The sequence below is a fragment of the Haloarcula rubripromontorii genome, assembly GCF_001280425.1.
Classification (GTDB): Archaea; Halobacteriota; Halobacteria; order Halobacteriales; family Haloarculaceae; genus Haloarcula; species Haloarcula rubripromontorii.
In genome coordinates this window covers 346,027-370,697 of the sequence record NZ_LIUF01000003.1, presented here as the reverse complement: position 1 = coordinate 370,697, position 24,671 = coordinate 346,027, and the positions used below count along the sequence as shown (strand labels likewise).

The window sequence follows — 24,671 nt, the reverse complement described above, 5'->3', positions numbered from 1 at the left end:
ATGAGTAGCCACCTCGCGATGCTGTACTGGAGCGGGATGCTCGTGCTGTTTTTCTTCTGGGCATACGGTATCGTGTCGTTCGTCCTCGACCTGAAGAACAAGATCGTCCCCGGCATCATCCAGTATCGGCGCGGTCGACGGCGAGAGAAGGCAAAGCAAGAACAGGAAGAAGAACGCGAAGAGCGTGAACAGCAGTTGTATTAACGCGCTCCCGGCCACACCCTTCGAGAATCATGACTGAGACCGTTCGGATAGGCATCATCGGACTGGGGAACATCGCGGACATCCACTGTACGAACCTCCGTCAGCTCGACCAACCGGTCTCGATAACGGCGGGCGTCGACATCGATGCCGATGCGCGCCACCGGTTCGCCGAGACGTACAACGCGACGGCGTACGAGGAGGCGTCGGCAATGTTCGGGTCCGTCGATGCCGCGCTGGTGACGACACCGAACAGATACCACGAGCAGTACGTCGTAGCGGCGCTTGAGGCGGGCTTGGACGTGCTCGTCGAGAAACCACTTGCACACACGCTCGAAAGCGCTGAGCGGATCGCCGCGGCCGCCGAAGCGGCCGACGGGTTCTGTATGGTCGGCTTCCACAACCGGTTTGCCGACCCGGTGCAGACGCTCGTGGGCTACCGCGACGCGGGCGATATTGGCGATGTGTCTCATATCGAGGCGAACTACATCAGGCGTCGCGGCGTCCCAGGACGGGGGTCATGGTTCACTCGCAACGACGTGGCCGGCGGCGGCTCGCTCATCGATATCGGGGCTCACGCTATCGACCTGTCGCTGCACGTTGCCGGTCATCCGGCCGTCGTGGAGGTGTCAGGTGACACCCGTGCCCAGTTCGGCGTCGACGAGGAGTACGCGTACGTCGAGATGTGGGGCGAGGACCACGGTGCAGCCGAGTTCAGCGTCGACGATTCCGCGAGTGCTTTCATCCGCTGTGATGACGGCACGACGATATCCTTAGAGGTGGCGTGGGCAGCGAACCGGCCGGACAGTCAGGCGTACTACGTCCGCGGAACCGATGCGGGCGCGAAACTCGACCTCGCGGACCAGTCGCTGACATTGTTTGAGACGGCCGACACCGGTCGGATGCACCATCGAACGACCGATGTCGAGACACAGCGGTCGGACCCACAGCGAACGGAGCAGGCACGGTTCATCTCTGCGGTTCGGAACGGGACGCCACCGTCGGTAAACACCGTCGAGCAGGCGCTGCGAGTCCAGCGTGTGATGGACGGAATCTACCGCTCCAGCGAAACTGGCACGGCTGTCAGCGTCAGCGAGACAGAGACCTGAAGAAAGACTTAATCCCCAGTGTTCTCACTCTCTGCCTGGCATGAAAGTGATTGGTGTTACGCGGGACGACGACGGCCCACAGCTCCTAGAGCGGGAGCGACCGTCGCCTGACCCGGGCGAGGCACTCGTCCGGACACTCCGCGTTGGTGTTGACGGCACAGACCACGAAGTCCTGAACGGGTCCCACGGTGGATTCCCCGACGGGGCAGACCACATGGTTCTCGGACACGAGGCGGTCGGCGTCGTCGAAGAGCCCAATGGCACGGGGCTCGAGGCGGGGCAGGTCGTCGCGCCGACCGTCCGGCGGAAACCGGACGGCGAAACGAACGAGTATTTCCGTCGGGGCGAGCCCGACATGGCTCCAGACGGCGAGTACACGGAACGCGGCATTGTCGGCGACCACGGCTTCATGGCCGAGTACTTCACGTCGCCGGCGGACTTCCTCGTTCCCGTCCCTGAGTCGGTTGCAGAGTACGGCTTCCTCGTCGAACCGCTCTCGATCACCGAGAAGGCCAACGAGCACGCGTACGCCACGCGGGAGCCATTCGACTGGCGGCCGGAATCGGCCTGCGTGCTGGGCAACGGCTCGCTCGGACTGCTGACGCTGTGGATGCTTGAACAGGAGTACGACCGGACGTACTGTGTCGGTCGGCGCGACCGGCCCGACCCGACGGTCGACATCATCGACGAGATCGGGAGCACGTACGTCGATTCCCGTGAGACGCCGGCGGATGAACTCCCGGAGGCTTACGAGGCGATGGATTACATCTACGAGGCAACCGGGTTTGCCCCGCATGCGTTCCAGACAGTCAAGGCGCTCGACCAGAACGGTGTCGGCGTGTTGCTCGGCATCCCGGAGCCGTGGGAGTTTGAAGTCGATGGCGGCTCGCTCCACAACGAGATTGTCCTGCACAACAAGTGTCTCATCGGGACTGTCAACTCACACATCTCGCACTTCGAGGACGCCGTCGAGACCTTACAGGACCTTCCGGAGTGGCTGCTCGACGATCTGGTAACGACGGTTACCGACCCAGAGCATGTCGAGGCGGCCTTCACGGACGGGGACGACCAGATAAAAGCAGTCGTCGAGTTCGATTCGCTGTAGCTCCCCGAGTCGAACCGCGCCCGAGCTTTTTCTCGCAATATGAGCTTGATATACTCCCTCTGGCAGGGGTGATTTCGGGAATATATAAGATAATAGATGTAAATAAGTGAGGTATTTACTCACATACGATTAATTTGTTCACCCGCTCAAACCCGAGAAATCGTGGAACATAGATGATTTACCGGGATCGATACGAATGTCAAATGGTGACTTTCCCTATACAGAAGTATTAAGTGCGAATCTTCAATAAGGAATTATGAGGTATTGGTGCAACCATGACTGACGACAACTCAAATAAACGGTTGACGCGGCGTAACGCTCTTCGGATTGCTGGCGCAGCAGGTGCGGCCTCACTGGCTGGCTGCGGTGGGAGTGACGGTGGTGATGGCAGCAGTGGCGACGGCAGCAGCGGTGACGGCGGTGACAGTACCAGTAGCGACGGCAGCAGCGGTGACGACAGCACCGACAGCGGGCCACAGTATGGGACACTCGAGGTCGCCCACTGGTGGGGCGAAGGCGACGGACTGGAAGCGATTCAGTCCGTTATGGACGCCTTCAAGGAGCAACACCCGGACGTTCCGTTCGACGAGAACCTCATCGCCGGCGGTGCGGGTGACAACCTGCAGGCGAATATCCGGACACGGGTACAGAACGGCAACCATCCAAGTACGTGGCAGTCCTGGCCCGGGAACAATCTACTCCCCTTCACCGATGCAAACCTGCTGAAGGACATCGGCGACTCCGTCTGGTCAGAGAACAGCATGGAGGACGCATACCTCCAGGGTGTCAAGGACGCGGCCCAGCCTGCAGGGAACTATGTGACGGTCCCGCTCAACATCCACCGGATCAACAACCTCTTCTACAACGTCGAGGTCGTCGAGGACGCCGGGGTCGACCCGACAGCCCTCGAAACGCCGTCTGATCTCGTCGACGCGCTGGCGACGGTCAGCGATGCTGGCTACACCGGAATGGCACACCAGACCGGCGCGCCGTGGTCCAGCTTCCAGATGTTTGCGACTGTTCTCCTCGGCGAAACGGACGCCGAGACCTACAGCGCTATCTTCGTCGACGGTGAGATCGACGCCAACAGCGACGCTCTAGAGTCGGCAGTCGAGACCACACAGTCCTATCTCGATTACATCCCGAGCGACGCCGGTTCGATCTCCTGGACCGAGGCCAACAACCAGGTCATCAACGGCGAAGCGGCGTTCCTCCACCAGGGAGACTGGGCGGCCGGAACGTACATCACGAACGACCTCGCGTACGGCGAGGAGTGGGACCACGTGACGTTCCCGGGTACCGACGGCTACTACGCGCTCAACATGGACTCGTTCCCGTATCCGGTCAACAACCCGTCGCCGGAAGCGACCACGCTGTGGTGCCGCTTCGTCGGCACGGCGGAGGCACAGGAGATCTTCAACCCGAAGAAGGGTTCAATTCCGCCGCGAACTGACGTGAATACCGACCCGTTCAACGACTTCTCCAAAGATCAGATAGCAGACTTCCAGGACAGCGATGCCCAGCCGCCGTCGGTGGCACACGGCCTGGCTGCCCCGCCGGCAGTCAAGTCCTCGCTCGAATCCGCTATCTCATCACTGAACTCCGGTGCTGCGCCCGCGGACGTCGTCTCCCAGATCTCCAACGCCTACTAAACCACACCGACAGCGCACATTTTTCGCCGCGGCGACTCGAACAGTCGAAGTCTACAGGGTAGCGGGTCGCTATGATGGGATAGCGAACAATAGCGAATAGCCACGCGCCTGGTCCTGAAACTGTCTGCTGAAGAGAGTGCCGAAGTTCTTAGTACTCGACTCGCAAACGCCCCACTATGTCTAGTGACGACTTGGAAGCATCGCTCGAACAGGTAATTGCGCGGTTCAATCTCGGCGAGTACGAGATTTCAGCCTACCTGGCCGTGTTACAACACGGTGAGCTGACAGCGTCGGAGATATCGGAGAACACGGACATTCCACAGCCGCGGGTGTACGATACGGTCCGGAGCCTCAGCGACGTCGGACTGGTCGAACTCAAGGAGTCCCGGCCGATGAAAGTCCTGGCTATCGACCCGCGGGAAGCCTTCGAGGGGATACAGGACTCGCTCGATGACCTTGTTGATGACCTGTCCTCGCGCTATACGGCACCCGCACGGGAGCCCGAAGCTGTCTCACTCGTCAAATCTCGGCCGACGATACTCCGATACCTCGAAGATATCATCGAGACGGCCGAGTACGAACTGACTCTGTCCCTGACCCCGGCCTTGTTGGAGCGGTTCGAAGACAGACTCGCGGCCCGGAAGCAGTCCGGCATCGCTATTGAAATTCTCATTTCACCGGGTGTGGACGCTCCCGACCCGGCGCGGTTTGATTACGAGTCCATCGCGACCACGGTGAAGGCCCGCCGCGGTATCACGACACCGGTCGTCGCCGTCGCCGATGGGAACTACTCGATGTACGCGACCCGTGAGAGCGTCCGCGGTGACACGGACCGATACGGCGTCATCTTCAATCGCTCGGAACTCGGGTTCCTGGTCTCCGGGTTCCTCAACACGGTGCTGTGGACGACTGCTGAAACAATCGCCAGTGATGGAGACGGGCTGCCGTTCCCGCGCCGCTACGGGACGATCAGGCGCTGTATCTCCGATCTGGTGACGCTGGACGGGGAGTTCTACGCGACTATCGAGGGCCGGGACGTCGAGACAGGCGACCACCGGGTCGTTGAAGGCAAAGTCGACCAGGCGTCGTTCAGTTCGAACCGCGAGGTCGCGACGCTGGTCGTTGAAACGGCCGATGGGCCGGTCGAGGTCGGTGGGCAGGTCGCTGCGTTCGAAGATATCGAGGCCTACGAGATTCGAATCGGGACAGACGAACCGCCCGAGAACTGATCCAATACTATCGGCCGAGGCTGGTTCTCGCGATGACTGCCAGACTGCGGACGGTTGATGCGGAGCCGAGAGACAGCAGTCTGTAACAACTACCTGGCTGGACGAGCCGACAGCGGAGACAATGAGCACCGTGGGCGGGCAACCCACGGTGATTGCATGACCCTTCGGGCTGGCGACATATGTCAGAGGCACGACATCGCCCGGCCCGAACGTGGCAACTCCACAAGACCAACGTGCTCCATTGCGTTCAGCGGGGACGTGGTCTTACGTGGACAGCAACAGTCTCTGCGTCGTGAGCGATAAAAAAGATGGACACATTGGCTGGAATAATATCCCACGCTCGAGAGAATAGTGGCCTATTCGAAGAGGATTCCGTTACAAATGGAAACTGATATGTGGGAAAACTGTGACCTACTGAATATGGGGACAGTATGGGCGTAGAATCGCTAATTCAGTACGTCCGAACGTCGTCTGTCCGGACGGACATCATCGGCGCGCTGTGTCCCGGAGCCAAAGCCACGAACGAACTGCTGTCAGCAGTTACTGCGAGCGAATCAGCGATTTACGACGCGCTCTCGAACCTCGAAGGCCGTGGCCTGGTTACCTCGATGGATGACAGGTGGCGACTTACCGGTACCGGCCGCCTCGTCGCGGATACGATTCACCGCCAGCAACGGCTTGAGGAACTCTTCGCCGTCGACTCTCAGTACTGGGAGTCTCACGACACGTCAGTGCTACCACAGCCGTTCCGGTGTCGACTGCCTGAAGTTGATGACTACACGGTCATCCGTGGCACGCAAACCGACATCAACCGACCGGTCCGGGAAGTCGTGTCCCGCGTCGAAAGCGTCCCTCACTGCGATGTCGTCTCGCCCGTCTACCACCCCGAGTACGAGTCGGCGATGCCGGACAACGACGAATCGCGGCTAGTGGTCAGTTGTGCTGTAATCGACGAGATGCTCGAGACGGAGTCCGTCTCGCTCGATATAAATCGGTTCGAGGAAACGACCGTTCGTGTCACGCCCGTCCCGTATGCACTCGCCGTCGCCGACAACTGGATGATCATCACGCTTCCAGAACTCGACGGTGCCTGGCCGTCGGCGAAGATAATCTCCGAGACGGACGGCGCTATTTCGTGGGCACGGGACCTGTTTACGCACCTCTGGGAAGATGCAACCCCGGTAGAAATGTATCTCGACGGTCACTGATTTTGGCAAACCTAAACATTCAAGAACCGTGGGTTCTGACGGATGAGCAATGGCTATTCAGGGCTCGCGGGCTGAAGATTCAGCCGGCTACACGTTTGACGACCTCGCGGTCGTCATGGGGACGTACAACGAGGAAGAAGCAATCGGCACTGTTCTCGACGATATCGCGACAGTGACCGACGGCCGTGCCGAGGTCGTCTGCGTCGACGGCTCCAGCGACCGGACGCCGGAAATCGCACGAGAACACGGTGCGACAGTCATCGAACAGGAACCGCAAGGGTACGGCGTGGCGGTCCGCGAAGCCGTGCTGACGCCGGACCGGCCGGTCGTCGTCACGACGGACTGTGACGACACGTACCCGATGGAACGTCTCCCCGATTTCCTTGCAGAAATAAACGACGGGGCCGATGTCGTCAGCGGCGACCGGCTGTACTACGGGGCCGAACAGATGCCGGCGATGAACAAACTCGGGAACGAGCTGTTCGCCCTACTCGCGAGTGTGCTCATGGGCAAGCGCGTCCACGACACGACCACCGGAATGCGCGCCTACCGCCGCGAGGTCCTCCAGAAGGTCGTCTGGACCGAGAACACTGGGCTTTCGGCGGAACTGCTCATGCGGCCGCTGATGCGCGGCTACGACGTGCGTGAACGGCCTATCGAGTACGACGAGCGGAAAGGTGAGACGAAACTCGACCCGTTCTCCGGCGGGGCTGCCATCGCAAAGTCTATCGTCCGGGTCGCGCTCGAAGAACGGTTCCGATAACACGACGAAATCGGGGACGGGTCCGACCTATCGGTTGTTCGGTGGCTGCTGGTAGCTACTCGTTCCGCCGGGGTAGCCCTGCGGATTCTCGATCCCGACAAGCTCGCCGCCGGTCGGCGAACTGTACAGCGCGAACAGGAGGTCGTTGACGAGGTAGTAGCGGACGCGGTGCCTCGGGTCGCCATGTGGGTCCGGGTCGGCAGCCTTGACGCCCATTCCCCGCAGCGTTTCTTCCTGTGTGTCTGTGTCCAACGCAGTGAAGACTGTGTCCTCCCATTCTCGGGTGTACGCGTCGAGGTCCGCAACAGCGGTCGTCATTTCTGTCGCTCGCTCAGGGTCTGCCTCGACCCGGCCGGTGACGTAGCTGTCGACGAATTCCCGGACGCCCGCTACCTCGCTCGGATAGACAATAGCGGCGACAGCACGATACGTCTCGCGCTCGTGGTCGCCGAACTCCGATTCGGTGTCGTTGGTCTCGTCCTCGCTCCTCTCGGCGGGTTCGTCCTCGGACCGGTCCCAGGTGAGCGCCGCCGCGCCGCCGACGGTGACGCCCGCCGCACCGAGGGCTTTCAGCGCGTCGCGTCTGGTGAGTTCGTAGTCAGTCATCAGTACGTATCACGTGGTTTCCGCTGTCGTGGTCGCGTTCATGCTGATTCCGTCGCGGTGCGTGCCCGGGACGTACGCCGCCTCGCCGCCGCAGCGGCGCTGATCCTTACAGACTTCAAGCCGCGGCGTCAGCGTCCGCACGCCCTCGTCCGTCCGGTCGACGGGGAGTTCTGCCCGGTACTCGAAGCCCGCACCAGTACCGTAGTCGACGAACATAATCAGCGTCACCGTCCCGTCGTCCGGCGTCGGCACGCTGACCTGATCCTCGATCCCATCGCCGGTAAGCCGCGTCCGGTTCCGGGCCGTCGAGAGCCGCAGGTCCAGCCGGTCGGTCCCGGTGACGGTCGCGTAGTCGTTCTCACCGTCGCTGGTGAGCCGAATCGAGACCAGCGCGGCCTGTTCCGGGACCGACGCCGACACGTCCGTCTGGACCGTCTCGCCCTCGGCGACCGACACCGGCTGGAGCCGCGGCTCGACGGGCAGTCCCAGGAACGGGACCCACTCGCCGCGGAACGCGTAGCGGTAGTAGGTCCGGTCGGGGTAGGCGTCGATGACCTCGAACTGGCGGTGTTGCATCGCGTAGACCGTGTCGCCATCGAAGCCGGGATCGTTACGAACCGACTGGAAGGGGTGATTCAGCCAGTCGCCGTACGGTGTCGGGAGTAAGACGAGACTGTTGTCGAGGTCTCGCTCCTCGAAGGGCGTGTAAGCCTGCTCTAGCTGCTGGGTCACTTCGTAGTTGTCCGAGACCGGCTCGGCCGCCGTTGTGATGGCCGCACCGCCGCCAAGCGCTGCGCCACAGAGCGCCACAGTGATCAGGACTGGACGGACCCGATCCGCGCTGACCCGGTCGGTGACCAGCAGCCGTGTCCATCGGGCAACGGTAACGACACCGACGGCACCGAACGCCGTCAGCGGGACGAGCATATCGACGTGGTAAAACGGCCCAAGGAAAGCGACTAGGCCGTCCGTCGGGTCCGAGAGGTCGCCGAGCATGTTCACGGTGCCCCAGAAGTAGCCGTTGCCGAGCGGGACCGTCAGGAGGACGCCTGCCAGCGCCGCCTGCCGGCCGTCTATCCCACGACGCACGACGGCCCCGAGGCCGACGGCTGCCGCCGCCGTTCCCAGCGGCCCGGCGACGAGCCACTGGGTGAGGAGCTTCCAGAGGAGTTCGGCATTGGCGTCCAGTGACATCGCCGGCGTGAACTCTCGCGAGTAGCCCAGAATTTCCCGGTGGCCAAAGCCCGGCCCGTCCTGCGGGGCGAACACCTCGTACGGGAACAGTAGGGCTGAGCCGGTGACGACGTGGTTGTATGCAAGCGTCGCAGCGACACCGGTAAGCCCGCCGACAGCAGTCACTGACAGGCGCGTGAACCGCGCCGGGTCGAGCGTCCGGAGCGACCACAGCGCGTGGAGGATGAACGGCGTCGCAAACAGCACCGCCGTGTACGGCCGTGCGAAGAAGCCGACGCCGATGGAGAGCCCGGCAGCCGCCGCCGTTTTTCGGCTTCCGGTCCGGTCGGCGTGGAGATACGCCGCGGCGAACCCGAGATTCCAGAGCGTCGCCGGCACGTACGAGAGAAACACCGAGGCCTCGATGAGAAACAGCGGCGATCCGACCATGAGAAGTGTCGCAACCACCCCCGTCCGGGCGTCGAACGCCTCGCGGACGGTGTGGTAGGTCAGCGCTAGGACGCCAGTCCCAATCAGGCCGAGTGCGACGCGGTAGCCGCCGAGCAGTTTCCCGACGGCAAACATCGCCGCCGGGACTGGGGCGTATTTCGGATACAACCGCTCACCGTCGGCCACAAAGAACCACGGTCGGAACGACTCCTCGACCGGCGGGTACATGAACAGTTGCCCCTCAAGCAGCATGGCGGCCTGCTGAAGGTAGACGCCTTCGTCATGGTTGGTCGTATGATGAGGAAAGACGACGTGGGCGAGCGTAAAGACGGCGAGCCCGCCGAGCAACGCTATCAGCCCCGCCTGTACCCCCGGCCGGCGCAGTCGCGTCATTCCGTCGGATACCAGGCCAGATCGTGGTCGGCGACCAGATCAACTTCGACCGGCTGGCCCGGTTCGAAGGTCTCGACGTGGTTGTGCATACAGTGGACGACATCGCCACTGTGGAGTTCGACCCGGTAGACGAACGACGGCCCGTTGTACTGGCGGTGGACGACGTAGCCGTCGGCCTGGGACTCGTTTGTCGGCATCGCCTGCAGGTCGTCGGGGCGGACCAGCACGTCCACCATCGCGCCGTTGTAGGCCTCGACCGGCCCGTTCAGCAACTCGATGTCGAACGAGCCCAGTCCGGTCTCGATGACATCGCTGGTCACCCGGGCCGAGAGGAAACTCGCCTGTCCCAGAAAGCTCGCAACGAAGCGGCTCTCGGGGTTTTCAAACACTTCAGCGGGGTCACCGACCTGAGCGATGGTCCCGTCGTTCATGATGGCGACGCGGTCGCTTATCGAGAGGGCCTCCTCCTGGTCGTGGGTCACTGAGATGGCGGTAACGCCGGCTCGTTTCAGGATTTTGCGAACCTCCTCGCGCATCTCGACGCGCAGGCGCACGTCGAGGTTCGAGAACGGTTCGTCGAGCAGCAGAACATCCGGTTCCGGAGCCAGCGAGCGCGCGAGCGCGACGCGCTGTTGCTGGCCGCCGGAAAGCTGGCTCGGCATCTTGTCGTGATGGGACGAGAGGTCGACAAGTTCCAGCAGTTCGTCGACCCGCTCGGTGACAGCCTGCTCGTCCATCTCGGTCAGTCCGAAGGCGATGTTCTCGGCGACGGTGAGATGCGGGAACAGCGCGTAGTCCTGAAAGACGATTCCGATGTTGCGCTCCTCTGGCTTCCGGAACGAGGAGCCATCGGCGATGACTTCGTCAGCAATCGATATCCGGCCGTCAGAGGGGCGTTCCAGCCCGGCGATCATCCGGAGTGTCGTCGTCTTCCCGCAACCGGATGGCCCAAGTAGTGTCAGCAGTTCGCCGTCTTTCACATCGAGCGAGAGGTTCTCGACGGCGACCTCGTGTCCGTAATCTTTGGACACATCGTCCAGTTCCAGGACGGTCCGGTTCGGGTTTGCTACCGCTGCGTCCACGTCGTCGAAGTCCGATGTTTGCTGTGTGCGTGTTTGTCGAGACATTAGCTTGTGTCCTCCCGTCGAAGAATGACCAGCATCGAGAGTCCGGAAAGGCCGACGAGCACGAGAGCCGGGACCGCTGCCTGTCCGTAGTAGCCGGCACCCTGGACGAGCCAGATGTACGTGACGAAGGTTTCGAAGCCCGTCGGGCGTAACATCAGCGTTGCCGGCAATTCCTTCATGGTCGTCAGGAACACTAGCGCGGCCCCGGCGGCGATACCTGGGGCAACGAGCGGTAAGACGACTTTCCGAAACGCCGAGAGTGGGTGGTAGCCCAGGGACCGCGCCGCCTCGATATAGCTCGGATCGACCTGCAGAATCGAGGATTCGGTCGTCCCGACGGCCTGCGGGAGGAACCGAATCACGTAGGCAAACACCAGCAGGATGACGCTCTGGTACAGGAAGGGGACGTACCGGAGCCCGAGATACACGAGCGCCAGACCGAGGACGACACCGGGAACGGCGTAGCCGACGTACGTGGCCCGCTCGGGGAGCGACGAGAAGCCCGAACTACCGCGCGCGGAGAGATACGCTATCGGGAGCGCTGCCACGACACAGATGGCGGCCGCGGCTGCGGCGAGGCCGACCGAGTTCCAGGCGTAGGCCGCATCGAAGGTGAACCCGCCGCCGCTGTAGCCCGTACCTGACCGGAGGAGCCACTGGAGCAGGATGCCGACCGGAAGCACCAGACACAGCGACGCGATAGCGCCGCAAAACAGCAGCGCCGGCCCCTTCCAGTAGCCGAGCCTGATGAGACCGGGCCGGCGCGAGCCGCTGCTGACGTAGGCCCCGTCTCGCCCGGCGTTGAGGCGGGACTCGACGGCGAGGATACCAAGCGCCATCACGAGCAACAGCATCGAGAGGACGGAGGCGTAGTCGAGCCGGCGGGCACCGAACTCGTTGTAGATCATCCGCGTGAACACGTCGTACTGCATAATCGCCGGTGTGCCGAAGTCCGAAAGCGTGTACAGCGCCACCAGCAGCGCACCGGCCGCGATGCCCGGCGCGATCTGTGGCAACGTGACGCGGCGGAACGCCTCCCAGCGCGTGTGATTCAGCGTCCGGGCGGCCTCGACGACGGTCCCGTCGAACGACAGCAGCGACGCGCGCGTGGTCAGGAACACGTACGGGTACGTAAACAGTGTCAGCACAAGTATCGCGCCGTGCAGGCCGTATATCGTCGGGATCTGCTCGATGCCGAGCGGCGAGAGCAGGTCCGCGAGGACGCCGCGAGGGCCAAACGCTGAAACGAACGCGAAGGCCCCGATGTAACTCGGGACGACCAGCGGCAGCGCGGACGTGATCGTCCAGAACCGCTTGAACGGCAGGTCCGTCTGGGCGGTGAGAATCGCCAGCGGGACGCCGATGAGAATCGACGCGACGGTGACTCCGGTCACCAGCGCCAGCGTGTTCAGCGTCACCGAGACGGTCGTGTCGCTCGTGAGTAGTTCTACCGCACGCGCGAACTCGATTTCACCTGCTCGGAGAAACACCCAAATCAGCGGTGCCAGTAACAGCAGCGAGATTGCGAGCGAGACCACTGCGAGCAGCGTGTGCGGAGACGAGTCTCTCTCCGACGTCGTCGCTTGCTCCCGAAGCCGCTCGTAGCGGTCTTTTGTGCCCATGTTAGAGGACGCCAGCGTCCCGAAGTAAGTCAACGGTTCCGGCCACGTCAGCCAGCTCGGTCAGGTTGATGTCCGGCGGGTTCAGGTCGTCGATACGCGGCAGGTCGCCGACCGGTGCAACGCCCGGAATCATCGGGTACGCGAACGTTCGGGTGGCGAAGAACTCCTGTGCCTCCGCCGAGAGGACGTGCCGGACGAAGTTCGCTGCCAGGTCCGCGTTGTCGGTGCCGTTGATGATTTCGAGGCCCGAGACGTTGACGAGTGCCCCGGCATCGCCCTCGGTGAACGCGAGGCCGATGGGCGCGCTCTCGCGGGCGGACTGGACCCGGAGCGTGTAGTAGTGGTTGGCGAAGCCGGCGGTCAGTTCACCGTCGGCGCAGGCGTTGGAGACGCGGAACTCGTCAGCATAGGTGCTGATGCCGTGGTCCTGCATCGCCTGGAGCCACGCCCGCGTCTCGTCGTCGCCGCGGATGAGTCGCATCGCGGTGACGAACGACTGGAACGCGCCGTAGCTCGGCGCCCAGCCCATGCTGTTTTCGAGGGCGGCCGCCTCGGGGAACTCCTGAACCGTCGACGGGATGTCGGATTCGGAGATCTGGTTCGTGTTGTACGGAATCGCTCGGGCGCGGCCGGCGATGCCCACCCAGCGGCCCTCGCTGTCCTGATAGGCGTCGGGGACCGTCGACAGCGCCTCTTCGGGGAGACTCGCGGTCGCCCCGGCGTTTGCCACGGCACCGAGTGAGCCGGCGTCGATTGACATGAACACGTCGGCGGGGCTCGCGCCCGCCTCGTTCTCCTCGATGATGGTGTTCGCGAGGTCACTGGATGCTTCGAGCCGGTGGTTCGCGGAGAAATCAGGATACAGCTGTTCGAACAGTTCGATGAGGTCGAGGTAGAGGCCACCCTCGCCACCACCGAGGTACAGCGTCAGTTCGCCGCTGAGGTCCGGCAGCTCCTCGATTGATGTCCCGCCAGGGGCGTCTCGCTGTGCCACCAGCGGGCCGGAGCCACGGAAGTCCGAGAGGGAAAGCTGTCCGGTCCCGGAACCGGTTCCACCGTCGCTTCCGCCATCGCCGCCGTCGCCTCCACCGAGAATACCGGAACAGCCGGCAATCGCTGCTGTCGCGGTGGTGCCACTGAGGGCGAGGAAGCGTCGTCGTGACTGCGTCGAGTTACGTCCCGTCATATCGTTAGAATCACTCATTATTTGATTTAGGGTTGCCTAAACAACTTATGCCTTTCTAGTCGTCGGCGGTTGCGGGGACCTGTTCCGTCGCGGCGTCGTCCAGTTCGTCGAGGCATTCCAGCCAGTCGAGCATGAATTCGCCGCAGTAGTTAAGGAAGGCACCGTTTTCCCAGTCGCTGAAATCGCCGTCGGCCATCGCCGTGCCGATCGCGTCGAACACTTCGGCATAGGAGTCTGCGTCCGCACCGGCCTCGTCGACGATTTCCCAGACGTGCTCGTTGAGTTCGAGTCCGTGGACCTCGTTTGTGAGGTCCGAAAACGTCGAGCGAGGCGCTTTGTTGTGCTCACACAGCGGGTCGCCGTTGTAGATCTGCTTGCCCAGCACGTCGCAGGCGCGCTTGAGGAAGACGCCGGACCAGATGTCGTCGAAGCGGCCGACGTCCCACTCGTTGTCGTCCATCGGGAGCTGGTAGAACGCCGGGATGACCTCGCGGCGGAAGGCGAGGTTCATCGAGCAGACGGTGAGGTACTGCCCCTCGGCGGCGACGAAGTCCTCACCGAAGTCCGCAGCAGTCGTGCGGGTCTGCGCCTGTCCCTGCAGGTCGCCGTCCATCAGGATACGAACAGCGTCGAGGTCGGGCACGTTCGTCCAGAGGCCCTGCGAGGCGACCACATCGTCAACCTCGGTGGTCTCGGTCTCGACCGCTTCGTCCATCGCGGCGTAGGGGTAGCCACGCGGGTAGAGGCCGTGTTCGTCTTCGTTCTGGTAGAGGACGTTGACCCACTGCTCGTCGGAGCTGACCGTCTCGATCTCGCCTTCGTAGGCGAGGTTCTCCATGTGCGTCCCGAAGAAGTCGGCGTCCTCGTGTGGGAGCGTGTCGTCGTCGATGAACACGCCGTACTCGTAGTCGTTGGCCCACATGTACAGGAGGCCAAACGAGGTCTGTGCGTGGCTTGCTTCGGGGATTAGATGCGAGTATTCGCCCGCGCCGTGGGTCTCGAACCACGCCTCGCGGGCGGTTCCGTCGTAGACGGCTCCGTCGACGCCCTCTTCGTCGAGCATCTGTTCCATCGCGTCGGTGTCACAGAAGTCCTCGGTGATGAGGACGACGAACAGTCGGTCCAGATCGAACCCATGGTCCCGGGCGTTCTGGAAGTACGACCGCATGCATTCGTGGTTTCGAATCGTCGGCACCATTACGCAGATGTCGGCTGTCATGTGCTGCCCGTATCTCTTTAGGCAACCCTAAAATATTTGGCGTTCTTCTTTGCTACCTTCGTGAGTCTGTTTTCTGCCCATCACTTTTCGTGTAACACCGAGGTCATTAAATTCTAAATCTGTCGTTTAATGTTGTATAAGGCGAACTATTATTTGGCTGTGCTTTGCCAGATTAGGTGATGAGCGTACGAAGCAACAGGGCTCCCATCAACCACAAATGAACCTGGATAATCAAACCTGTGTCGTCACTGGGTCCTCACGCGGTATCGGCCGCGGAATCGCCAAAGACCTCGGTGCTCACGGGGCTAACGTCGTCGTTAATTACCGGTCCTCGGACGCGGAAGCCCGTGCCGTCGTCGAGGACATCCGCGACAGCGGCGGCACCGCTATCGCGGCCCAGGCCGACGTGGCGAAACTCGATGAGGTCCGGGCGATGCGTGAGAAGGTGGCCGACGAGTTCGGTTCCGCAGACGTGCTCGTCAACAACGCTGGGATCACTATCGACAAAAAGTTCGAAAACATGAGCCGCGACGACTGGGAGACGGTGATCGATGTCAACCTTGGCGGCGTGTTCAACGGGACGAAAGCCTTCTACGACGACATCCGCGACGCCGAACACGGCCGACTGATAAATATCTCAAGCGTTGTCGGTCAGCAGGGGAACATCGGGCAGGCTAACTACGCGACGACGAAATCGGGGTTGTTCGGATTTACACGGACGCTCGCACTTGAATTAGCACACACGGGGTCAACCGCGAACTGCGTCGCGCCGGGCTTCGTCAAGACCGATATGCTGGAGGAGGTGCCCGAACGCGTTCAGGAGAAGATTCTGCGGGAGATTCCGCTCGACCGGTTCGCACGCGTCGAAGACATCGCCGGCATCGTGAGGTTCGTTGCCAGCGAGGAATCGAGCTACATGACAGGACAGGTACTTGGTGTCAACGGCGGGATGGAGTGGTAGGATGAGTCAACAGGAAGAACCAGAAGACGAGACTGGGGCACCTGACGACGCAGTCGAAGAGTTGCGACAGAAACGAGCCGAAGCTGAACTCGGAGGCGGCGAGGCCCGTATCGAAGCACAACACGAGAAGGGCAAGATGACCGCCCGCGAGCGCATCGACTTTCTCGTCGACGATGGGACGTTCAACGAGGTCGACCCGTTCGTGGAACACCGATCGACGAACTTCGGGATGGAAGAGAAGCGTTTCGCCGGCGACGCCGTTGTCACCGGCTACGGTGAGATTGACGGTCGGAAAGTGTTCCTGTTCGCCCACGACTTCACCGTACTCGGCGGGTCGGTCGGCGAAGTCGTCGCCGACAAAATCTGTAAGGTGATGGACCGGGCCATCGAGAACGGTGTGCCCGTCATCGGACTCAACGACTCCGGCGGCGCGCGCATCCAGGAGGGCGTCGACTCGCTGGTGGGATTCGCCAAGATTTTCGAGCGCAACACCAAGGCGAGCGGGCTCATCCCACAGATATCCGCGATTATGGGGCCGTGTGCGGGCGGGGCCACCTACAGCCCGGCGCTGACCGACTTCACGTTCATGGTGCAGGACACCAGCCACATGTTCATCACCGGGCCGGACGTCATCGAGACGGTAACCGGCGAGCAGGTGTCCAAGGAGGAACTCGGCGGTGCGGGCTCGCACTCGACGAAATCCGGCGTGGCCCACTTTTCGTACCCCTCCGAGGAGGAAGCCCTCGAAAACATCCGCCGCCTCCTGTCGTATCTCCCGGCGAACAACATGGAGGACCCGCCGCGGGTCAAGCCGTGGGATGATCCCGAGAGGGAGATTCCCGGCGTGACGGATACCGTCCCGTCGGCTCCGCGCAAACCCTACGACATGACGAAGGTCATCGACAGCATCGTCGACGAGGACTCCTTCTTCGAGGTCCATGGCAACTGGGCGCGTAACGTCGTGGTGGGATTCTCGCGGATGGACGGCCGGTCGGTCGGCGTCGTCGCCAACCAGCCACGCGTGAGCGCGGGGACGCTCGACATCGACGCGGCGGAGAAGGCGGCCCGGTTCGTCCGCTTCTGTGACTCGTTCAACATCCCCATCCTCACGCTCGTCGACGTGCCCGGGTTCATGCCCGGCACAGATCAGGAGCACAACGGTATCATCCGGCGAGGCGCGAAACTCATCTACGCCTACGCCGAGGCGACGGTCCCGTTGCTGTCGGTCGTCGTGCGGAAGGCCTACGGTGGTGCGTACATCGTCATGTCTTCGAAGTTCCTTGGCAGCGACGTGAACTATGCCTGGCCCGGGTCGGAGATGGCAGTACTCGGCCCGCGGGGTGCCGTCAATATCCTCTACCGAAACGAGATCGCGGAGGCCGACGATCCGGACGCCAGGCGTCAGGAACTGATGGACGAGTTCCGCGACGAGTTCGCCAATCCGTACGGGCCGGCGAAGCGGGGCTATCTCGACGACGTCATCGAACCGAAAGAGACGCGCAAGCGCCTCATTCAGGACCTCGACCTCCTGCAGCGCAAGCGCGAGGATACGCCGCCGAAAGACCACGGCAACATCCCGCTGTAACATGGCAACTCGGGAGACACCACAGTCGGACACGGAGACGGCCCCACTCACTGACAGCGCGAACTCTGCCGACCTGTCGCTGTCGATACCGGCGGACGCATCAGAGACCGAGGCGACGGCTATCGCCGCTGCGATTAGCGCCCACGTGACTGCCCGCCAACGGGCTGCTGTGGCAACAGCACAGCGCCAGACAGTTGAATACGCCGACGAGTGGACGCTCGCCGGACGGCTGGCGAGTGTGGGCAAACGCCGCCTTCCGAGCAAGGTCAAACGCGGCGAAGAGTGGAAGGCGGCGGCGCGGGCGCGATACTAGGATTCGGTAAACTCCTGCAGCACTTCAAGGTCGCGAGCAGTCCGCATAAACTCCGACAGCGACCGCTCCGTGCCACAGTCGTCACAGGCGAACTGCGTCTCCGGGGCAGAGAGATCAGTTACTTGCGCTTCCCAGGCAACCGAACACGCCGGACATTGTAGTTGGAGCCAAGCCTCCTGCATATTTCGTGTGTGGTTAGCACACACCCATATACTTTGTGTGGATTCTCACTGCCGGAGGCTGTGGTGCCGTTTGGCGATTCAGGGCGTTTTTGGCTTGCCTAAATATAGGAAGATTTAAACCAATTAGGCAAGCCTAAAAATATATGGACCGACGAGAGTACATCGTTGCGGCCGGTGCCGGGCTGGCAGGTGCCGTCGCCGGGTGTTCAGGGCAGTCGGAGGCCGGGAGCGATAGTGAGGGTACGACTGACAATCGAACGGAGTCCGGTACGTCGGGCGGAGGGTCGACTGCGGGCGCAGAACCGACGGATACGGGCTACTCCGTCTCGATGGAGCCAGTCGGCGAGGTTTCCTTCGAGTCAGTGCCGGAGGTCTGGGTCGCAAACAACGGAAGCTGGGCCGATATGGGAATCGCGCTCGGCCTCGATGCACCCGAGGGAGTCTGGCTCCCCTCACGGTACCACACCCAGTACTACGACGAGATACCGGGTGTCAGCGTCGATGGGAGTTCGATCCGGAAGCTGTGGGGTGACAGCGGTGTCGGCAAAGAGCAGTTCTACGAAATAGACGCCGATATCCACGTCATGGACCCGAACTTCCTGCAGAGCCGCGGGTCCTGGGAGCAGTCGGACATCGATGAAATCGAATCCCAGATCGCCCCCTTCTTCGGGAACAGCATCTTTTCGACGGGCTACACGTGGCACGATTACACCTACTACACGCTGTACGAAGCCTTCGAGAAACTCTCCCGGGCGTTCCAGCGGACCGACCGGTTCGAGGCGTTCCAGTCCCTCCACGAGGAGTTCCGGGCGAGTCTGGCTGACATCGTTCCGGACTCGAACTCCGATCGACCGGAAGTGGCCATCATGTGGGCCGGGGGCAACGAGCCGACGAGCTTCTCGCCGTATCTCATCGAGGACGGGACCAGTTTCAAACAGTGGCGGGACCTGCGCGTTCGCGACGCGTTCGCGAAAACTGATGTCAGGGACTTCCACGCCGACCGGAGCAAGGTCGACTTCGAGACGCTGCTTGACATCGACCCAGAGTACATGCTCCTGCGCGGACACGAAGCAAAGACACGCTCGGAGTTCGAGGACACAGTCGTCGGGTTCCTCGAATCGGATGAGACCGGAAGCGAACTCACGGCAGTACAGAACGGGAACGTGTTCCGCGGTGGGCCGCTGTACCAGGGACCGATAACGAATCTCGTCGTCACCGAACGGGCCGCATCGCAGGTGTACGACGTGGACCGGGAGCTATTCGACCGCCAGCGCGTCGCCGACATCATCGCCGGAGACCTGTAAGGACTCATGGTCGGACGAACGCTCGCAGACATCCGTGACAGGCTCTCGGAGCTCAGTGTGGCTGTCGGGCCGTATCGCGTCGTCAGCGCCCGAACGGGCACACCGCCGTTCCCGGTGTCAGGCATGCAGTTTCCGGACCGTGAGACGGCCGCCGAAGCGGCCAGCGTAGCGACTGCCTACCGAAGCGCTCTCCGGCGCTACGACCCACGTGTCACCGTGCACGGCCTCATCGTCTGTGAAGCGCCGTGGGGGACCGACGCCGTCAGGACTGGTCCGTCGTCGCTCCCGGAGTACTGTCACACGGTCGCCGGGTCGCTGTTCGAAGTGCTGTCGGGCCGTCATCGGTCCGTTGAGCAGGCAGTCATCGACAGCTATCTCGAAGCGGCTGAGGAGACCGAGAACCGCGAGCGACTCTGTCTGGCGATGCTCGAAAGCATGGCCACGGCACTGGCCGAACACCTTGACCCAGAGATGCAGGCGGATACCCTCCGCGAAGCCGCCGGACAGCTGCCGAGAAAGCCAAGTGGCCCTGAGCCGGTTCGGGACGCCATCGCCGACCTCGAAGCAGCGGGGCTTGTCGACGAGGCAGCAATCGAACCCGCCGCTGTCGGTCCCGGCCGGTGTGCCAGATATATCACATTACAGAACTATCGCCCGACGCTGTCGGACCTTCGCTGTCCGGTGTTGCCGATTGCAGTCGAGCTACTGCGCCGGACGAGCATCACGCCACAGATGGCCGAAGCGGAGCGAACTGCGGACGGCTGGCGGCTACTCGTCTCACTGGCCGGCGACCAACCCGCCGAGGGACTGTCGGTCGTTACGACGACTGCCTGAACATTCCACTCGTTCTATAGGTCAGACCGTAATACATACACCAGACCCCTGTGACGGCACAGGTATGGGAGTCGCAGTAATCGGCGCGTCAATGACGAAGTTCGGGCAACGCGACGCCTGGATCCGTGAGCTACTCTCACAGGCGGGTGAGGAGTGTCTCACGGACGCCGGCGTCACACCCGACGATGTAGAGCACCTGTACGTCTCGAACATGTCCAGCGGCGAGTTCGAGGGCCAGACGGGCATCATGAACCTGCTGGCGCACGACCTGGGGGTGCTTCCGGCCTACAGCGAACGGGTCGACCAGACCTCTTCCTCTGGCGGGGCCGGTATCTACGAGGCCTGGCAGTCAGTCGCCAGCGGGGCCAGCGAGATGACGCTGCTGGTCGGCGCGGAGAAGATGACACACAAGACGACGGGTCAGGCGACCGACATCATCGCCTCGATTACCCACCCCGACGAGTACAAACACGGCGTGACGCTCCCGTCGTTCGCCGGCATGACCGCCCGGCACTACTTGGAGCGGTTCGACGCCCCGCGGGAGTCGCTCGCTCGGGTCGCAGTCAAGAACCACAAGAACGGCGTGGACAACCCGAACGCGCAGTTCCAGAAGGAGATTACGATGGAGAAAGCGCTTGAGTCGCCGATTATCGCTGACCCGCTGCGGCTGTACGACTTCTGTCCCATCACGGACGGCAGCGCCGCGCTCATGTTCACGACGGAGGAGCGCGCCGCGGAGATAGCCGACGAGTACGCCGTCGTCTCCGGCATCGGCGGGGCGACCGATACCCACGTCGTCCACGAGCGGGACGACCCGACAGTCATGGGCGGGGTCGTCGAGTCGAGCGAGCAGGCCTACGAGATGGCCGGCCTCGGTCCCGAGGACCTCGACGTGGCCGAACTGCACGATATGTTCACGATTCTGGAGTTCCTGCAACTGGAGGGTATCGGCGTCGCCGAGCAGGGAACGGCCTGGGAGATGGCGATGGACGGAGCCACCGCAAAGGACGGAGAGTTGCCGATCAACACCTCCGGTGGTCTCAAATCGAAGGGCCACCCGCTGGGGGCAAGCGGCGTCGCGCAGGGGGTCGAAATCTACGAACAGCTCGTCGGCGAGGCCGGGCCGCGGCAGGTCGAGGCCGACACCGCGCTGGCGTGTAACGTCGGCGGGTTCGGCAACTGTGTCATCACCACCATCATGGAGGCCGCAGAATGACGCTGGAAGCAGGGATGTGCTCGAACGGTCACGTCTCGTACCCCACGCATCCGCTCTGTCCGGAGTGTGGCGAACCGCAGGAGGAGACCTTCGACCTCTCGGACCGGACCGGCGAGGTCGTCACCTGGACCCACTCGACGGCGACGCCGCCGGGCGTCCGCGAGCCGAACACGCTCGCTATCGTCGAGTTCGACATCACGGACATCGACGGCGCGAGCGACGAGTTCGTCCGCGCGCTCGGCCAGGTGACCACGGACGAGGTCGAAACCGGGGACACGGTCGAACCCGTCTACGTCGAGGAACTCCGCGACCCCGACGTGGGCATCAAAGTGCCCGAGAGCCAGGACTGGGACGGCTACCGCTGGGACCCCGTCTGATTAGCTCCCTTCGCCCTGCCGGGTAATGCGTTCCTCCGTCGTCGGCGAAATCGTTCCCGCTTCTTCGATTGTCTTTATGACGAGGTCGGAGAGGAGCGCGCCCTCGTTCGAGGAGACGGTAACATAGAAGCAAACAGGTCAGAGAGCGTTATACGGTCGAGACCGTTGCCGAGTATGTGTCCGGGAGGGTCCCTGTCTCGGCCAGTTCTGCAATACATTCTTCGACGGACTCCGCTCGACCCGCGTCGGCGAAGGGGGCAACCTGCACCAGCTCGTCGCCCTCGTAGACTGCGAGGCAGACGGCCGGCATGACGAGTTCCCGGCGTTTCTCACCCGTCGTTGAACTGTAACAGAGCCGGGTGTCGAAAAACGGTGCGAGACAGACCCCTGACTCGCGGGCCCACTCCGCGAACTCGTTGTAGAGTGTCCGCTCGGGTCCGTCACCGGAGCCCTGCAGCGGCACGCGTTTCGCCCACTCGACTGTCTCGGCCTCGTTGAGTACGCCACGACACACCAGCTCCTGTAGCTCACGTTCGATAGCGGTACAGCGTTTCTGTGACGGCGCTGGGAGGTCAGACCGGACGAACAGGGTCGCCCGGCGACCACCCGGAGCGGTAGAGCTGGACATGGGTATTCACACATACACTTGTACCACAATAAATCATTATGTTTGATGAGGGATGGTTTTCACACCACACTGAATCTGTTATTCCTCATCGCTTCCATCGCCGTTTTCAGTACCGTCGTCGTCCCTGTCCGGACCATCGATTTCGTCCTTTATCGACCGTAACTCGGCATCTACGTCCACGGGCACGTCAGTAACCCGCTCGGAGTGAGTCGCTTCATTCTCCCCCGTCTCCTCGGCCAGTCGCTCCTGTATCTGACCGCGTAACTGTTGGGCTTCGTGAACGAGTTCGCGGGCCTCCTCGTCTTCCGGTGTCCCTTCGACAGCGCGCTGGAGGTCGGTCAACGCATCGTCGAGACGGGAGAGCGTTGCCCGACTCAACTCACTCGCACGCTGTCGTACTTCGCCAGAGGCGGACCCGGTCGATGTCGGCCGTCCCTCGGCCATCCGGAGGGCGCGCCGGAGGATTTTCAGCGCCTCGATGTTGGTCTTCAGGACCAGGATGACTGCGGGGATGGTCACGTCGCTGGTGAACCGCAGGAGTTCACCCGGCGTCGGCGGGCGCGGCAGGCCGCTGTCCGTCGTGGGCTCGACCTCCGTCTCAAGCTCCTGTAGCGTCGTAACGAGGTCCGTAATCAGAGCGGTAAGGTCGTCGTCCGAACTCATATCTCTCTCTTGTCGCCTCGGGTACTAAAGGCCGCGCCGTGGCAGCGGCCAGCGTCCGGGTGCCTCCGTCGCGTTGCAGGCGACTGGTGTCCACAGGTGATTAGGCCAACCAAAATCCTTTTAGCTTTAGGGGTGCCTAACTCTGATAATGCCATCACAGACGGACGATGTCGAGACCTCCGAGGATCGCCCGGACGTTGCAGCACTGGACAGTGGTGCTGACAGAACCGTGTTCACCGAAGACGGGAACCGAGACGGCTGGATTTCGACCGACGTAACCGTTGACCTTCGACGATAGTCCGTTCGTCCCCGCTCGCGTTTCTCATTCTTTCGCGTTTCGGACTGCTTCCTGCCGGAGCGGCTCACCTCACGCTGGATAATCGTGGGTGGTGGGACTATCCAGTAAAAGAAACTGAGAGAGAAAGGCTTGTGCCGAGTTAGTCCATGACGAGCGTGTCGTCTTCGAGGTAGTGCTCGATGTGGTGGGCGTCTTCCTCGGTCTGGACGATGATTTCCCGGAGTATCTGGGCCGTGGCGTGGTCGCCGAGGTTCTCCGCGAGGTCGATGTGGTCACGGAGCGACTCGATGACGTCGCCGTACATCTCGAGGTCGTTTTCGAGCGACGTCCGGATGTCGTAGACGTCCTGTCCCTCCGGTTCTACCGATGCGTGCTCTTCCTGTGCCTTGCCGCCAGCGATGGGGGTGCCACCGAGAGCCTGCGCTCGCTCTGCGAGTTCGTCGGCCGCTTCTTCGGCGTGTCCGGCGGCGTCGCCGAGGAACAGGTGGAGGTCGCGGAACTCCGCGCCCTCGACGTTCCAGTGGTGCTTCTTGACCTGATGATACAGCGTGTACGTGTCCGCCAGGTCCTGATTCAGCGCGTTGATTACCTGCTCGGACTTCTCCTTGTCGAGGCGGAGTTCGTTCTCTTCGACTTCCCCGAACTCGCGTCGGACGTGCTCTTGTGTTGGCATGGTCATTTTATCGTATAAGTGGAAGCCACTTAAAGATTGTTTTGTGAAAATATGTTTTCGGGAACCCAAAAATTATATTCTCAGATGGAATGGCTGGTTACTTGAACTGAAATATTATCCAGTAATCACAACTGTCGCTTTTGCACGGACTCGGCACCTGATATAAGAGGGAAGACGCCTACTGCGCCGACGGCCGGGAAACAACCAGCGCGACGGCGTTGTCACCGATAGCGCTGCTCTCGACTGCTGTTTCACGGAGGACCTGCTCCTGATGGACTGCGACGACTGCGGCGAGTAGGTAGTCGTCAAGTCCGAGATACGTACCGTACTCTTCCCAGACGCTCTCTCGCACAGCCATGAAGAACGTCTCGGGTGTGCGGTGTAGCACTGCGTCGTCGAACCGCTTTCGCCACTCGTAGACGAGGTCCTCGACGCCCGGATTCTCACGCATCGTCCGCTGGTGATCGGCGAGCGCGGATCGTAACTGCTCCTCGTCGACCCTGTTCGCCTCCGCAACTCCACGGATCACCTTGTCGTCAAACGGTGCCAGGAGTGCTGGGTCAGTCATCGAACGCCGCTACGGGGGTGACGAAC

26 protein-coding genes are annotated in these 24,671 nt (G+C 62.3%); 15 read left to right on the top strand and 11 right to left on the bottom strand.

Features of this window, described 5'->3' with window-relative positions; genetic code table 11:
* From AMS69_RS11530 to AMS69_RS11500, 7 genes are all read left to right on the top strand, one after another.
* Positions 1-204 carry a hypothetical protein gene (locus AMS69_RS11530; protein WP_005534343.1) on the top strand — a complete coding sequence of 68 codons (204 nt, stop codon included), beginning with the start codon at positions 1-3 and terminating at the stop codon, positions 202-204.
* Positions 205-233: 29 nt separating this feature from the next.
* Positions 234-1,310 carry a Gfo/Idh/MocA family protein gene (locus AMS69_RS11525; RefSeq protein ID WP_053968217.1) on the top strand — a complete coding sequence of 359 codons (1,077 nt, stop codon included), beginning with the start codon at positions 234-236 and terminating at the stop codon, positions 1,308-1,310.
* Between the two features lie 40 nt (positions 1,311-1,350).
* Positions 1,351-2,415, top strand: coding sequence for a glucose 1-dehydrogenase (locus AMS69_RS11520; RefSeq protein WP_053968216.1), 1,065 nt, complete (start codon positions 1,351-1,353; stop codon positions 2,413-2,415).
* Between the two features lie 275 nt (positions 2,416-2,690).
* Entirely contained in the window at positions 2,691-4,067 is a 1,377-nt protein-coding gene (locus AMS69_RS11515) for an ABC transporter substrate-binding protein (RefSeq protein ID WP_053968215.1), read from the top strand.
* Positions 4,068-4,243: 176 nt separating this feature from the next.
* Positions 4,244-5,296, top strand: coding sequence for an HTH-type sugar sensing transcriptional regulator TrmB (gene trmB, locus AMS69_RS11510; RefSeq protein ID WP_053968214.1), 1,053 nt, complete (start codon positions 4,244-4,246; stop codon positions 5,294-5,296).
* A 431-nt stretch (positions 5,297-5,727) separates the two neighbouring features.
* Complete coding sequence (locus tag AMS69_RS11505) at positions 5,728-6,504, top strand: helix-turn-helix transcriptional regulator (protein ID WP_053968213.1); 777 nt, start codon at positions 5,728-5,730, stop codon at positions 6,502-6,504.
* Positions 6,505-6,553: 49 nt separating this feature from the next.
* On the top strand, positions 6,554-7,267 hold the full coding sequence (locus AMS69_RS11500; RefSeq protein WP_053968212.1) for a dolichyl-phosphate hexose transferase: 714 nt from the start codon (positions 6,554-6,556) through the stop codon (positions 7,265-7,267).
* Positions 7,268-7,294: 27 nt separating this feature from the next.
* Here AMS69_RS11500 and AMS69_RS11495 read toward each other — a convergent pair whose 3' ends face one another.
* The 6 genes from AMS69_RS11495 to AMS69_RS11470 are packed head-to-tail and all read right to left on the bottom strand — an operon-like array spanning position 7,295 to position 15,043.
* Positions 7,295-7,873 (bottom strand): gluconate 2-dehydrogenase subunit 3 family protein, encoded by a 579-nt coding sequence (locus AMS69_RS11495; RefSeq protein ID WP_053968211.1) that lies wholly within the window; start codon positions 7,871-7,873, stop codon positions 7,295-7,297.
* Between the two features lie 9 nt (positions 7,874-7,882).
* Entirely contained in the window at positions 7,883-9,889 is a 2,007-nt protein-coding gene (locus tag AMS69_RS11490; protein WP_053968210.1) for an ArnT family glycosyltransferase, read from the bottom strand.
* Positions 9,886-11,016: an ABC transporter ATP-binding protein gene (locus AMS69_RS11485; RefSeq protein WP_053968209.1), complete on the bottom strand. Its 1,131-nt coding sequence runs from the start codon at positions 11,014-11,016 to the stop codon at positions 9,886-9,888. The genes AMS69_RS11490 and AMS69_RS11485 overlap by 4 nt, the downstream gene beginning before the upstream one ends.
* Positions 11,016-12,638 carry an ABC transporter permease gene (locus tag AMS69_RS11480; RefSeq protein ID WP_053968208.1) on the bottom strand — a complete coding sequence of 541 codons (1,623 nt, stop codon included), beginning with the start codon at positions 12,636-12,638 and terminating at the stop codon, positions 11,016-11,018. The genes AMS69_RS11485 and AMS69_RS11480 overlap by 1 nt, the downstream gene beginning before the upstream one ends.
* Position 12,639: 1 nt before the next feature.
* The gene (locus AMS69_RS11475; RefSeq protein WP_053968207.1) at positions 12,640-13,824 is read right to left on the bottom strand and encodes an extracellular solute-binding protein; all 1,185 of its coding nucleotides are present in this window, start codon (positions 13,822-13,824) and stop codon (positions 12,640-12,642) included.
* 55 nt (positions 13,825-13,879) lie between these two features.
* The gene (locus AMS69_RS11470) at positions 13,880-15,043 is read right to left on the bottom strand and encodes an alpha-1 4-glucan-protein synthase (RefSeq protein WP_053968206.1); all 1,164 of its coding nucleotides are present in this window, start codon (positions 15,041-15,043) and stop codon (positions 13,880-13,882) included.
* A gap of 217 nt (positions 15,044-15,260) precedes the next feature.
* Here AMS69_RS11470 and AMS69_RS11465 point away from each other — a divergent pair, with 217 nt between their 5' ends.
* The 3 genes from AMS69_RS11465 to AMS69_RS11455 are packed head-to-tail and all read left to right on the top strand — an operon-like array spanning position 15,261 to position 17,902.
* The gene (locus tag AMS69_RS11465) at positions 15,261-16,004 is read left to right on the top strand and encodes a beta-ketoacyl-ACP reductase (protein WP_053968205.1); all 744 of its coding nucleotides are present in this window, start codon (positions 15,261-15,263) and stop codon (positions 16,002-16,004) included.
* Position 16,005: 1 nt separating this feature from the next.
* Positions 16,006-17,589, top strand: coding sequence for an acyl-CoA carboxylase subunit beta (locus AMS69_RS11460; RefSeq protein WP_053968204.1), 1,584 nt, complete (start codon positions 16,006-16,008; stop codon positions 17,587-17,589).
* A gap of 1 nt (position 17,590) precedes the next feature.
* On the top strand, positions 17,591-17,902 hold the full coding sequence (locus AMS69_RS11455; RefSeq protein ID WP_053968203.1) for a hypothetical protein: 312 nt from the start codon (positions 17,591-17,593) through the stop codon (positions 17,900-17,902).
* On the opposite strand, the gene AMS69_RS11450 is transcribed toward AMS69_RS11455, so the two are convergent.
* The gene (locus AMS69_RS11450; protein ID WP_053968202.1) at positions 17,899-18,084 is read right to left on the bottom strand and encodes a DUF7836 family putative zinc-binding protein; all 186 of its coding nucleotides are present in this window, start codon (positions 18,082-18,084) and stop codon (positions 17,899-17,901) included. The genes AMS69_RS11455 and AMS69_RS11450 overlap by 4 nt on opposite strands.
* A 143-nt stretch (positions 18,085-18,227) precedes the next feature.
* On the opposite strand from AMS69_RS11450, the gene AMS69_RS11445 reads away from it, so the two are divergent.
* From AMS69_RS11445 to AMS69_RS11430, 4 genes are all read left to right on the top strand, one after another.
* Complete coding sequence (locus tag AMS69_RS11445; protein WP_053968201.1) at positions 18,228-19,388, top strand: ABC transporter substrate-binding protein; 1,161 nt, start codon at positions 18,228-18,230, stop codon at positions 19,386-19,388.
* 6 nt (positions 19,389-19,394) lie between these two features.
* The gene (locus AMS69_RS11440) at positions 19,395-20,222 is read left to right on the top strand and encodes a DUF7551 domain-containing protein (protein ID WP_053968200.1); all 828 of its coding nucleotides are present in this window, start codon (positions 19,395-19,397) and stop codon (positions 20,220-20,222) included.
* A 64-nt stretch (positions 20,223-20,286) separates the two neighbouring features.
* A complete protein-coding gene (locus AMS69_RS11435; RefSeq protein ID WP_053968199.1) occupies positions 20,287-21,438 on the top strand; it encodes a thiolase family protein in 1,152 nt (383 codons plus the stop codon).
* A complete protein-coding gene (locus tag AMS69_RS11430) occupies positions 21,435-21,815 on the top strand; it encodes a Zn-ribbon domain-containing OB-fold protein (RefSeq protein WP_053968198.1) in 381 nt (126 codons plus the stop codon). The genes AMS69_RS11435 and AMS69_RS11430 overlap by 4 nt, the downstream gene beginning before the upstream one ends.
* 148 nt (positions 21,816-21,963) lie before the next feature.
* Here the strand turns inward: AMS69_RS11430 and AMS69_RS11425 are convergent, their stop codons facing one another.
* Positions 21,964-22,443, bottom strand: a complete 480-nt coding sequence (locus tag AMS69_RS11425; RefSeq protein WP_053968197.1) for an HTH domain-containing protein — start codon at positions 22,441-22,443, stop codon at positions 21,964-21,966.
* Between the two features lie 78 nt (positions 22,444-22,521).
* Complete coding sequence (locus tag AMS69_RS11420) at positions 22,522-23,106, bottom strand: DUF7547 family protein (protein ID WP_053968196.1); 585 nt, start codon at positions 23,104-23,106, stop codon at positions 22,522-22,524.
* Positions 23,107-23,254: 148 nt separating this feature from the next.
* Between AMS69_RS11420 and AMS69_RS20630 the strand changes: the two genes are divergently transcribed.
* Positions 23,255-23,404, top strand: a complete 150-nt coding sequence (locus tag AMS69_RS20630; RefSeq protein ID WP_004961340.1) for a hypothetical protein — start codon at positions 23,255-23,257, stop codon at positions 23,402-23,404.
* Between the two features lie 139 nt (positions 23,405-23,543).
* Here the strand turns inward: AMS69_RS20630 and dpsA are convergent, their stop codons facing one another.
* Together dpsA and AMS69_RS11410 are read right to left on the bottom strand one after the other, a co-directional pair.
* Positions 23,544-24,077, bottom strand: a complete 534-nt coding sequence (gene dpsA, locus AMS69_RS11415; protein WP_053968359.1) for a DNA starvation/stationary phase protection protein DpsA — start codon at positions 24,075-24,077, stop codon at positions 23,544-23,546.
* Positions 24,078-24,255: 178 nt separating this feature from the next.
* Entirely contained in the window at positions 24,256-24,645 is a 390-nt protein-coding gene (locus tag AMS69_RS11410) for a hypothetical protein (RefSeq protein ID WP_053968195.1), read from the bottom strand.
* Positions 24,646-24,671: the final 26 nt, after the last annotated feature.